Source organism: Micromonospora sp. WMMD712 (assembly GCF_029581295.1).
GTDB lineage: Bacteria > Actinomycetota > Actinomycetes > Mycobacteriales > Micromonosporaceae > Micromonospora > Micromonospora carbonacea.
Genome location: NZ_CP120743.1, coordinates 5,121,466 through 5,132,600, shown reverse-complemented (window position 1 = coordinate 5,132,600; position 11,135 = coordinate 5,121,466). Strand labels below are relative to the sequence as shown.

General features: G+C 72.8%; 9 protein-coding genes. 6 read left to right on the top strand and 3 right to left on the bottom strand.

What is annotated here, in order from left to right; genetic code table 11:
* Positions 1–50 precede the first annotated feature (50 nt).
* The 5 genes from O7633_RS22390 (at position 51) to O7633_RS22370 (ending at position 5,847) form a co-directional block, all read left to right on the top strand.
* Complete coding sequence (locus O7633_RS22390; RefSeq protein WP_282323811.1) at positions 51–2,477, top strand: family 43 glycosylhydrolase; 2,427 nt, start codon at positions 51–53, stop codon at positions 2,475–2,477.
* 40 nt (positions 2,478–2,517) lie between these two features.
* Positions 2,518–3,144: a hypothetical protein gene (locus O7633_RS22385; protein ID WP_074475170.1), complete on the top strand. Its 627-nt coding sequence runs from the start codon at positions 2,518–2,520 to the stop codon at positions 3,142–3,144.
* 59 nt (positions 3,145–3,203) lie between these two features.
* The gene (locus O7633_RS22380) at positions 3,204–4,247 is read left to right on the top strand and encodes a hypothetical protein (protein ID WP_282323810.1); all 1,044 of its coding nucleotides are present in this window, start codon (positions 3,204–3,206) and stop codon (positions 4,245–4,247) included.
* 188 nt (positions 4,248–4,435) lie between these two features.
* A complete protein-coding gene (locus O7633_RS22375) occupies positions 4,436–4,630 on the top strand; it encodes a hypothetical protein (protein ID WP_282323809.1) in 195 nt (64 codons plus the stop codon).
* 89 nt (positions 4,631–4,719) lie between these two features.
* The gene (locus O7633_RS22370; RefSeq protein WP_282323808.1) at positions 4,720–5,847 is read left to right on the top strand and encodes a glycosyl hydrolase 53 family protein; all 1,128 of its coding nucleotides are present in this window, start codon (positions 4,720–4,722) and stop codon (positions 5,845–5,847) included.
* A gap of 36 nt (positions 5,848–5,883) precedes the next feature.
* On the opposite strand, the gene O7633_RS22365 is transcribed toward O7633_RS22370, so the two are convergent.
* On the bottom strand, positions 5,884–7,254 hold the full coding sequence (locus O7633_RS22365; protein ID WP_282323807.1) for a permease prefix domain 1-containing protein: 1,371 nt from the start codon (positions 7,252–7,254) through the stop codon (positions 5,884–5,886).
* Positions 7,251–7,625: a PadR family transcriptional regulator gene (locus O7633_RS22360; RefSeq protein WP_282323806.1), complete on the bottom strand. Its 375-nt coding sequence runs from the start codon at positions 7,623–7,625 to the stop codon at positions 7,251–7,253. Before O7633_RS22360 ends, O7633_RS22365 begins: the two co-directional genes overlap by 4 nt.
* 173 nt (positions 7,626–7,798) lie before the next feature.
* Between O7633_RS22360 and O7633_RS22355 the strand changes: the two genes are divergently transcribed.
* Positions 7,799–9,379 (top strand): bifunctional NAD(P)/FAD-dependent oxidoreductase/class I SAM-dependent methyltransferase, encoded by a 1,581-nt coding sequence (locus tag O7633_RS22355; protein ID WP_282323805.1) that lies wholly within the window; start codon positions 7,799–7,801, stop codon positions 9,377–9,379.
* A 69-nt stretch (positions 9,380–9,448) separates the two neighbouring features.
* On the opposite strand, the gene O7633_RS22350 is transcribed toward O7633_RS22355, so the two are convergent.
* Positions 9,449–11,095 carry a cellulose binding domain-containing protein gene (locus O7633_RS22350; protein WP_282323804.1) on the bottom strand — a complete coding sequence of 549 codons (1,647 nt, stop codon included), beginning with the start codon at positions 11,093–11,095 and terminating at the stop codon, positions 9,449–9,451.
* Positions 11,096–11,135: the final 40 nt, after the last annotated feature.

The following is an 11,135-nucleotide window of genomic DNA, read 5'->3' as shown; positions in this document are numbered from 1 at the left end:
GGACCGGCGTACCACCACCACGTGCACGGCCGAACGAAGGAGCACACCGAGTGAGACAACGCGTGCGAGGGGCCGCCCGGCGACGGGTGACCGCGATCGCGGCGGTCGGCGTCATGCTGGCCGCGGGACTGGCCGCCGCGTCGGCGCCGGCCCAGGCCGCCGAGGAGAACCTCATCGTCAACGGCGGGTTCGAGGCCGGCGTCGCCAACTGGTTCGTGAACAACGGCAACTCGACCGACGGCGCGACGCTGTCGGCGACGTCGGACGCCTACGCCGGGTCGGGCGCGGCGCTCGTCACCGGCCGGGCGACGACCGGCTCCGGGCCGATGCAGGACCTCAGCGGCAAGGTGCAGGCGGGGCAGACCTACGCCCTGACGGCCCGGATCAAGTACGAGAACGCCGCCGGGCCGGCGACGAAGCAGTTCTTCGCCACCATGCACTACGGCGGGTCCACCTACACCAACCTGGTGAGCGTGACCGCGACGAAGGGGCAGTGGGCGCAGTTCAACGGGACGTTCACCATCCCCGCGTCGCAGAACGTGTCGACGGCCCGGATCTTCTTCGAGACGCCGTGGACGAGCACCCCGTCCAGCGACCCGGCCCTGCACCTCATGGACTTCACGCTCGACGACGTGTCGGTGATCGGCGCCCCGCCGCCCCCGCCGCCGTCGAGGACCATCGAGGTCGTCGGCAAGCTGCCCGGCGAGCACAACCCGTTGATCGGGCACAAGTTCGGCGCCGACGGCTTCGGCTTCGTGCACGGCGGCCGGGTCTACCTGTACCTGACCAACGACACCCAGGGCTACGCGCCCGACCCGGTCACGGGCATCTCGCCGAGCATCAACTACGGCAACATCAACCAGATCACGCTGATCTCCTCCGAGGACCTCGTGAACTGGACGGACCACGGCGAGATCCAGGTCGCCGGCCCGAACGGCGTCGCGCCGTTCACCGGCAACTCGTGGGCGCCCGGCATGGCCAAGAAGATGGTGAACGGGAAGGAGAAGTTCTTCCTCTACTACGCCAACGGCGGCGGCTCCAGCAACGTGATCACGGGTGAGTCGCCGCTCGGCCCGTGGACCAGCGAGCGGACGAGCACGCTGATCAACGGCAGCACCCCCGGCGCCGAGGACGTCGCGTGGAAGTTCGACCCGGCCCCGCTGGTGGACGACGACGGCCAGGCCTACCTCTACTTCGGTGGCGGCCCCGCGTCGACGAGCATGCCGGCCGCCGAGCGCTTCAACAACCCGAAGAACATCCGGGCGATCAGGCTCGGCGACGACATGGTCTCGACCCAGGGTTCGGCCGTGGTGGTCGACACCCCGGTCTCGTTCGAGGCGGCCCAGGTCTTCAAGCGCCAGGGCAAGTACTACCTGTCGTACTCGTCGCACTTCGGCGGGGCGGACTTCGGCGGCAACCAGACCCCGCTGCCCGGCTACCCCGGCGGCGGGCAGATCGGCTACCTGATCTCGGACGACCCGATGTCCTGGCCGAAGGAGACCTACGCGGGCGTGCTGTTCCCGAACCAGTCGCAGTTCTTCGGCGCCGGCACCGGTGGCAACAACCACCAGTCGGTGTTCGAGTTCGGCGGCAGGTACTACTTCACCTACCACGCCCCGACGCTCAACAAGCGCATCAACGGCAACACCACGCAGGGCTACCGCAGCCCGCACATCCAGGAGCTGACGTTCAACCCGGACGGCACGATCCAGCAGGTCGTGGGCACCTACGCGGGCGTGGACCAGGTCCGGGACTTCGACCCGTACCGGGTGTTCGAGGCGGAGACCTTCGGCTGGAGCAAGGGCATCGCGACCGCGAAGGTCGACGGCGGCTCCGCCCAGTTCGGCACCTCCGCGCCGAACCTGGCGGTGCGTGACATCGACAACGGCGACTGGACGGCGCTGTCGTCCGTCGACTTCGGCACGGCCGGCGCGGCGAGCGTGACGGCCAAGGTGCGGGCGCTGGCCGCCGGCGGCCGGATCCAGGTGCGCCTGGACGACGTGGCGGGCCCCGTGGTCGGCACGGTCGAGGTCGACTCCCCCGTCGGCGAGTGGGCCGAGGTGACCGCCGCGCTCCAGGGCGTCAGCGGCGTGCACGACGTCTACTTCACCTACGCGGGCCCCACCGGCACGGACCTCTTCGAGCTCGACTCCTGGAAGTTCGCGGCCGCGACCGCCCAGCCCGAGCTGCCGGTGACGGCGAGCGCGCAGACCCGCTGCGTCGGCGGCCGCGCCTACGTCGCCGTCCAGGCCACCAACGGCCACACCACACCCGTCGACATCACCCTCGAAACCGCGTACGGCACCCGCACCGTCACCAACGTCGCACCCGGCGCCAACGCCTACCAGTCCTTCACCACCCGCGCCACCTCCGTCGCCGCCGGCACCGCCACCATCCGCGCCACCGGCACCATCGACGGCACCACCGTCACCACCGAAGTCACCGCCAACCATTCCGCCCAGAGCTGCGGCGGATGACCACCAACCTCCACCCACCACGGACGTCAACGGAGATCGCATGAACACATGGAAGCGTAAGCGGCTGTACGCGGCGGGCGCCGCGGCCGCCATCCTGGCCGGAGCGGCGGCACTGCCGGCACCGGCCCTGGCGGAGGACGGCGCCGACGTGCGGGTGACGGTCGACATCGAGGAGATCCGGGAACCGGGCGTGCTCGCCCTCTCGGTCGCGGGCGACTCGGTGGCGCTGTCCGAGGACGGCTCGACCCTGCTGGTGCGCCAGTTCGTCGGCACCCTGCCGACGGTGACGGTCACCGACACCCGCACCGCCGACGAGGTGCCGGCCGGCGCGGCCTGGGCCGTGGTCGGCAGCGCGAGCGACTTCGTCGGCAGCTCCGGGCAGGCCCCGATCAGCGCCGGTCACCTCGGCTGGAAGCCGCGGCTGATCGACGGCGGCGCCACCGGCTCGGTGACCGAGGGCGAGGAGGTCGTGACCGTCCTGGACGAGCCGACCCAGCCCGGCAACAATGTCGGCCTGGCCGACCAGGAGCTGCTGATGTCGACGTACGACTCGGGGGCGGTCGCCGGTGACTCCTACTCGGTCAACGCCGACCTGTACCTGCGCACCCCGGCGGACGTCGCCGCGGGCGCGTACACCTCGACGTTGACCCTGTCCCTGTTCGAATGACCGCGGCGGGGGCGGGGCCGGCACCGGTCCCGCCCCCGCACCCCGCCGGAGGACGCCCGATGATCCGTTCCGTGCCGCAGGCGCTGCCGAGGCTGCTCGCCGTGCTGGCGGCGGTGCTCGTCACCGTGCCGGTCGCGCCCGCCGACGCCGGCGCGGAACCCGCCGCGCCGAAGCTGACCTGGGCGGTGCAGCCGGCCGCCCCGGACGGCCCGGACGGCCGGCGGTGGATCGAGCGCACCCTCGACCCCGGCCAGGTGGTGACGGAACACCTGGCCGTGCGCAACTTCAGCGCCGCCGCCGCGGTCTTCCGCCTCCAGGCCGCCGACGGCTACCTCACCGACAAGGGCCGCTTCAACATGCTGCCCTCGACCGAGACGTCGAAGGACGGCGGCACCTGGATCTCGGTGCGCGACACGGTCACCGTCGGCGCGAACGAGACGAAGGTGGTGCCCTTCACCATCACCGTGCCCGCCGACGCCACGCCGGGCGACCACCCGGCGGGCATCGCGGCGTCGGTCACCAGCACCGGCGGCACGGTCGCCGTCGAGAGCCGGGTCGGCTTCCGGGTCATGCTGCGCGCCAGCGGCACGGCCACGGCAGCCCTGGCCGTCGACGACCTCACCGCCACGTACTCCCGGTCCTGGAACCCCTTCGCGGCGGGCACGCTGCGCCTGCGGTACGCGGTGACCAACGGCGGCAACGTGTGGGCCGCCGGCACGGGCCGGGTGACCGTCTCGGAGGCGTTCGGCCTCGCCGGGCGGGACGACACGGTCGAGGTGGCGGAGCTGCTGCCCGGCGGCAGCCGCGTGGCCGAGGCCAGCGTCGGCGGCGTCTGGGGGCTGGGCCCGCTGCGCACGACCGTGGCGGTGACCCCGGCGGCACTCGGCGACGGGACCGTCGCCGACGCCCGGCAGGCCACGGCCACCGTGACGGCCTGGGCGGTGCCGTGGCCGCAGCTCGCCCTGCTGGCCGTTCTCGTCGCGGCCGCCCTGGCGCTGCGGGTCGTCCGTCGGCGGCGGCAGCGGCGGCTCGCCCTGCTGCTCGACCGGGCCCGGCAGGAGGGCCGGGCGTCCGCGACGACGGTGGGAGCCTCGACGGATTGAGGCCGGCGACGTCCGGCCGCCATGGCTCGGGGCGTCGCCGGGTATGGTGCGGGGTGACGGTGTCGGCAGGAGGTCCCTCCGCAGCCGGGCACCGTGATCGGGCGCCGATGTGAGCGCCGGCTGGGGCGCACGCGGCAGCACCATCCGCAGCCGCCCAGGTTCTCCCTCTCCAGAAACGGGACTCCCGCATGACTTTCCACGACGACGACCGCTCGGCCCTGTTCCTCGTCACGCCGACCGCCGACGACCTCGACGACCGGGGCGTGACCTTCGACGGCAGCGAGGAGGCGATGCGGCGGCTGCGGCACCCGTTCGCGGTGGGCCCGGTCGACCAGGCTGCCGCCCCGACGGCGGCGGGCGACCACCCGGAGCGGAACGCCTGACGGGCCCGCCACCTGTGGTATAAATTGACATCAATTGATGTCCGGCGGTGCCGCGCCCCGGCCCCGCGCCCGCCACCGAGGAGGTCGGGATGACCCGACGCCGCTCCCGCCCGCACGCCTGGATCGCCGCGTTCCTCGCGCTGGTCGCCCTGCCGGCCGCCCTCCTCGTGCCGCCCGCGCCGGCGTCGGCCGCGAACACGCTCACCATGCTGGGCGCGGACGTCTCCAGCGTGCAGCGCAGCCTGGACCTCGGCGCGCGCTACTACGACGCCGCCGGCACGGCGCGGGACCCGCTGGACATCCTCAAGGGCCTCGGCGTCAACTACGTCCGGCTCCGGGTCTGGAACAACCCCGCCAGCGGCTGGAACAACAAGGCCCGGGTGCTGGCGTACGCGCGGACGGTCAAGGCCAAGGGCCTCAAGCTGATGATCGACTTCCACTACTCGGACACCTGGGCCGACCCGGGCAAGCAGTACAAGCCCGCCGCCTGGGCCAGCCACGGCATCGGCCAGTTGCAGACCGACGTCTACAACTACACCTACGACGTCTGCGCGAGCCTCAAGGCGCAGGGCACCACGCCGGACAGCGTACAGATCGGCAACGAGATCAACGTCGGCATGCTGTGGAACGACGGCAAGGTCGTCAACAACGACTTCACCAACCTCAGCCTGCTGCTCAAGGCCGGCTACCAGGCCACGAAGCAGTGCAACGGCGGCACCCAGGTGATCGTCCACACCGCCAACGCGGACAGCATGGCCAACGCGCGCTGGTTCTACGACGGCATCCGGGCCAAGGGCGTCCAGTGGGACCTGACCGCCCTGTCCTACTACTGCATGTGGCACGGCAGCCTGGCCAACCTCTACAACGTCATCACCGACGTGCGGACCCGCTACGGCAGGCCCGTCGTGCTCACCGAGACGGCGTACCCGTTCACCGCCGCGAACGCCGACGGCGAGGCGAACTCGGTCAACGGCGGCGAGCCCTGCGCCGGCCACCCCGCGAGCTGGAGCGGGCAGGCCACCGAGTTCTCCTGGGTGCAGAACACCGCCCGCGACGCCGGCGCCGTCGGCGTCTTCTACTGGGAGCCGACCTGGTACGCCGTCCCCGGCAACGGGTGGGACCCGGCGAACATCAACGGCACCGGCAACCAGTGGGACAACATGGCCGTCTTCAACTGGACCGGCCAGGTGAACCCCGGCATCCGCTGGACCCCGTGACCCGCCCCGCCGCAGTGGGCGGGGCGGCGCACGGGCTCAGGCGAAGTCGAACACGAGCGGGAAGGCCAGGACGACGACCCAGGCCCAGCCGGCGTACACGGCGAGGTAGCGGGTCTGCCAGCGTTCCAGGCGGGCGAAGGGGGTGCGGCCCCGGACGAAGCCGAGGAACAGCCACGCCGACCAGGCCAGGTTGGTCAGCAGCACGATGTTCTCGCCCAGCGCCGCCGTCTTGTTGGGGCTGAAGCCCCACTCGGTGATCCGGCCGGTGATCGCCACCAGCACCAGGACGTCGATGACCAGGGCGCTGACGACGAGCGCCAGTTGCAGGCGGTCGAACAGGCCGGGCCGGGCCACGGCGTCGCGGGCGGAGATGGCGTACAGCAGCAGGCCCAGCACGACGACGAGCAGCAGGTCGAACAGGATGAGCACGTCGCGCTCGACGTCGATGCCGCTGGTCGTCCACGCGACGGCGACCAGGAACGCCACCAGGGTGGCGGCGAACAGCGGGGTGAAGACCCGGGTCAGCACCGGGGCCATGTTCTCGATGACGCTCTGCTTCGCCTCCACCAGCCACGCCGACACGACGACCGCCGCCATCCCGCCGCACGGCAGCAGCCACGAGCTGATGAAGCCCTCGGCGTCGATGCCGATGGCCCGGAAGGTGCCGGCGGTGAAGGCCGTGAGCACGCCACCGCCCAGGGCGAGGAGGCTGAAGTAGATCACCCACTCGCCGGTGAACCGGATGAAGTCCATCCGACGCCGCTCGGAGCGCCAGTCACCGCCCACGTAGGCGACGCCGACGACCAGCCACAGCGCGAGCGGCAGGTGGATCGCCGTGAGCCCGAAGGACTGCGAGTCCGCGGCGAGCGGGTACGCGTTGGCGGCGACCGCGCCGAGGGCGAACAGCGCCGCGAGCGCCCCGACGACGCGGACGCCGACCCGGCGCTGCCAGGCGAAGTACGCGGCCAGCGCCGGCAGCGCGAAGAGGCTCAGGTTGCGGGCGTAGAAGGCGGTGTCGTCGTCGGCCAGGTCGAGCCCGAACCAGCTCGGCACCTTGATCGCGAGCGCCGCGAGGGCCGCGCAGAGCACCATGACGGGCAGTTCGCGCCGGGTGCGGGCGGCGGCGGGCGCGTCCGGCTCCCCGGGCAGCACGAGTTGCTTCCACAACCGCTCGGAGTGCTCGCGGGCGAACTCCCGCGACAGCTCGTCAAGGCTGCCCATGCGCTTGACGGCGATGAGGAACGCCTCGTCGGTGCGCAGGCCCGCCTCGGTCAGCTCGGTGATCCGGCTGCGCAGGTGGTCCTCCAGCTCCTCGGTGTCGGCGTGGTGCAGCTCCCGGCGGCGGCGCGTGTAGGCCCGCCACTGCGCGATCTGGCTCTCCAGGTCGCTGTCGCTGTCGAGGGTCATCGTCCCGCCTCCCAGGCCGGCGCCACGATCGGGTTGATGGAGCGGGTCGTGTTCCAGACGCCGCGCAGGGCGTCGACGACCGCGGCCCACTGGCGGTGCTGCTCGACCAGCTCGGCCCGGCCCTGGTCGGTGATGCGGTAGTACTTGCGGCGACGCCCCCCGGGCGGGGTCTGCCAGTACGACTCGACGTGCCCGAGCCGCTCCAGGCGGTGCAGCAGCGGGTAGAGCAGCCCTTCGGTCCATTCGAGCTGCCCGCCCGACAGGTCGTTGACCTGCTTGAGGATCGCGTAGCCGTAGCTCTCGCCCTCGGCGAGGATCCCCAGCACGAGCGGCGTCGCCGAGGCGGCGACGAGGTCCTTGGTGATGTGCATCCGACCCCCTATCCCTAGAACTGCAATGCATAGTAGTTCTAGGTAAAGCGGCCCCGCAATCCCCTCGGCGGGGCCGCCCCGCCCGGTCGGAGTTTGCCGTTCCGGCAACTTCTCTTGTCGACTCGGCCGGGTGCGCGGCACGGTGGGCGCACGACGAGCGGAGGAGGCGCGCGGTGGACGAGGCGTACGACGTGGTGGTGGTCGGCGGGGGCGCGGCCGGGCTGAGCGGGGCCCTGGCCCTCGCCCGGGCACGGCGGTCGGTGCTGGTGGTGGACGCCGGGCAGCCGCGCAACGCCCCGGCCGGGCACGTGCACAACTACCTGGGCCGGGAGGGCACCCCGCCGGCCGAGCTGGTGGCGGCCGGGCGCGACGAGGTGACCCGCTACGGCGGCGAGATCGTCGCCGGCCGGGTCGAGGCGGCGGCCCGGGAGGGCACCGGCTTCGTGGTCACGCTGGACGGCGGGCGGGAGGTGCGGGCGCGGCGGCTGCTGGTGGCGACCGGGCTCGTCGACGAGCTGCCCGACGTGCCGGGGCTGGCCGAGCGGTGGGGGCGCGACGTGCTGCACTGCCCGTACTGCCACGGCTGGGAGGTCCGGGACCGGCGCATCGGCGTCCTGGCCACCGGGCCGACGGCCGTGCACCAGGCGGAGCTGTGGCGGCAGTGGAGCCCGCACGTGCTGCTCCTGCTGCACGACGCGACGCTCGCCGCCGAGGACGCCGAGCGGCTCGCCGCCCGGGAGATCACCGTCGTGGCGGGCCCGGTCGCGGCGGTCGAGGTCACCGACGACACCCTGACCGGCGTACGGCTGGCCTCCGGCGAGGTCGTCGCGCTCGACGCGGTGGTCGTCGCGCCCCGGTTCACCGCCCGCGCCGCGGTGCTGGAGTCGCTGGGGTGCAAGCCGGTCGACGTCGAGTTCGGCGGGCAGGTGATCGGCAGCCAGGTGCCGGCCGACCCGACCGGGGCCACCGCCGTGCCCGGGGTGTGGGTCGCGGGCAACGTGGCCGACGTGCGCGCCCAGGTCGTCTCCTCCGCCGCGGCGGGCCTGACCGCCGGCGCGGCGGTCAACGCCGACCTCGTCGCCGAGGAGGGCCGGGCCGCCGTCGACGCCTACCGGGAGCGGCTGCGGACGATGTTCGAGGAGGCCGCCTGGGAGGAGCGCTACCGCGCCCGGCCGACGGTGTGGAGCGGGCGACCGAACCCCCAGCTCGTCGCGGAGGTGACCGGGCTGCCGGCGGGCCGGGCGCTCGACGTCGGCTGCGGCGAGGGCGCCGACGCCGGCTGGCTCGCCGGGCGGGGCTGGCGGGTCACGGCGGTCGACATCTCCGCCACCGCCCTGGAGCGGGCCGCCGCCCACGCCGCGGCGGCGGGCCCCGAGGTCGCCGACCGCATCGAGTGGCTGCGCGCCGACCTGCGCGTCCGGCCGCCGGCCGAAGGCGCGTACGACCTGGTGTCGGCGCAGTTCATGCACCTGCCGGGCGCGGCGCGGCGGGAGCTGTTCGGGCGGCTCGCCGCGGCGGTCGCCCCGGGCGGGACGCTGCTGATCGTCGGGCACCACCCGCGCGACCTGCGCACCACCGCCCACCGGATGCACTTCCCGGACGCGATGTACACCGCCGAGGAGGTCGCCTCGGCCCTCGACCCCGCCGCCTGGCAGGTGCTGACCACCGAGACCCGGGCCCGGAACACGGTCGACCCGGAGGGCCGCGAGGTCACCATCCACGACGCCGTCCTCGTCGCCCGCCGCCGGGGGTGACCGGCCCCGCCCGGTGCGCCGTACGCGCACCGGGCAGGGCCCGGCGTCAGGCTCGGGCCGTCAGCCCCCTCAGGCGCGGGAGCAGGGGCTGCCGTTGAGGGTGAAGGCCGCCGGCGCGGCCGAGTCGCCGGTGTGGTTGGCCTGGAAGCCGATGGACACCGACCCGCCGGGCGGGATCGCCGCGTTGTAGCTGACGTTGGTGGCGCTGACCTGCCCGCTGGTCGGGGCGTAGGTGGCGTTCCAGCCGCCGGTGATGCTCTGCCCGGCCGGCAGGGTGAACGCCAGGGACCACCCGTTGATCGCCGAGCTGCCCGTGTTGGTGATCGTGATGTCCTCGGTCAGGCCCGTGCTCCACGCGTTGACGGTCGCGCCGACCCGGCACCCGGCCGCCGGCGGGCCCGTCGTGGGCGGCGGGGTGGGCGAGGGCGGGGTGGGCGGCGGGGTCGTGGTGGGGGGCGGGGTGCTGCCCGGGCCGCTGACCCGGTAGACGACCGTGCCGTGGCTCGGGACGCTGGCCGAGATCGTCCCGTTGGTGGTGGTGCTGGTGCCGTTGGTCCACGCGTCGCGCAGGGTGAGGGTGCCGGGGCTCATGCCGATCGCGGAGGCCGTGATCGAGACCGTCGTGGTCGCGCTGCCCTGGTTGAACAGCGCCACCGCCACGTCGCCGTCGGCCAGCTTCTTCGCCAGCACCCGACGGGTGCCGTCGTTGGACACCTGCACCCCCTGGAGACCGAGGGGGTCCTGGTTGATCGCGATCAGGTTCTGGTTCTTGAGGATCGTCTGCGTCGCCGCGTTCATCGACCGGATGTCGTTGCCCGCGATCAGCGGCGACGCCATCATCGCCCACATCGCGAAGTGGCTGCGCATCTCCGTGTCGGTCATCCCGCCCCGGCCGACCTCCATCATGTCCGGGTCGTTGAACGCCCCCGGCCGGGCGTACGACGCCAGCGGCACGGTCACGTTGATGATGTTCTGGATCCCCATCGGGTAGCCGTTGGTCTGCCCGGTGTTCCACGCGTTGGTGATGTCCTCCGTGGTCCGCCACATGTTCGCCACGTCGCCCCAGTTGCGCTGGGGACCCGTCTTCGCGTGGATGCTGTTCGGGTTGATGCTGTAGACGATCGGCCGGCCGGTCGCCGCCAGCGCGTCGCGCATCTTCGCGAACGTCGCGACCTGGTCGTTGATCGAGCCCTCCGGGGAGCACCAGTCGTACTTCAGGAAGTCGACCCCCCAGGCGGCGAACTGCCGCGCGTCCTGGGCCTCGTGCCCGCGGCTGCCGGTCGCCCCCGGGTAGCCGCCGAAGTACTGCGCGCAGGTCTTGTCCACCGGCACCTGGTAGATGCCGAACTTGAGGCCCTTGCCGTGGATGTAGTCCCCCAGCGCCTTCATCCCGCTGGGGAAGCGCCCCGGATCGCCCTGGAGGTTGCCGGCGGAGTCCCGGTTGGGGTTGAACCAGCAGTCGTCCACCACCACGTACTGGTAGCCCAGGTCCCGCATGCCGGTGCTGACGATCGCGTCCGCCATCTGCCGGATCAACGTCTCGTTGATGTTGCAACCGAACGTGTTCCAGCTGTTCCAGCCCATCGGCGGGGTGCGGGCCACCCCGTTCTCCAACGCCTGGCCCGCCGGGGCGTACAGACCCACGGCGGCGCCGACCAGCAGGGACCCGGCCGCCAGGGCGGTCACCCACCGGCGGCGGGAAGTGGCACGTCTCATCGTTGTCTCCTCTTCGGCGGCGGAGCCGACCGCCGCGGAC

What these genes read in the sequence shown, in the direction of transcription:
- O7633_RS22385 (WP_074475170.1), top strand. Translation starts at nt 2,518, where the DNA reads ATGAACACATGGAAGCGTAAGCGGCTGTACGCGGCGGGCGCCGCGGCC.
- O7633_RS22380 (WP_282323810.1), top strand. Translation starts at nt 3,204, where the DNA reads ATGATCCGTTCCGTGCCGCAGGCGCTGCCGAGGCTGCTCGCCGTGCTG.
- O7633_RS22375 (WP_282323809.1), top strand. Translation starts at nt 4,436, where the DNA reads ATGACTTTCCACGACGACGACCGCTCGGCCCTGTTCCTCGTCACGCCG.
- O7633_RS22370 (WP_282323808.1), top strand. Translation starts at nt 4,720, where the DNA reads ATGACCCGACGCCGCTCCCGCCCGCACGCCTGGATCGCCGCGTTCCTC.
- O7633_RS22365 (WP_282323807.1), bottom strand. Translation starts at nt 7,254, where the DNA reads ATGACCCTCGACAGCGACAGCGACCTGGAGAGCCAGATCGCGCAGTGG.
- O7633_RS22360 (WP_282323806.1), bottom strand. Translation starts at nt 7,625, where the DNA reads ATGCACATCACCAAGGACCTCGTCGCCGCCTCGGCGACGCCGCTCGTG.
- O7633_RS22350 (WP_282323804.1), bottom strand. Translation starts at nt 11,095, where the DNA reads ATGAGACGTGCCACTTCCCGCCGCCGGTGGGTGACCGCCCTGGCGGCC.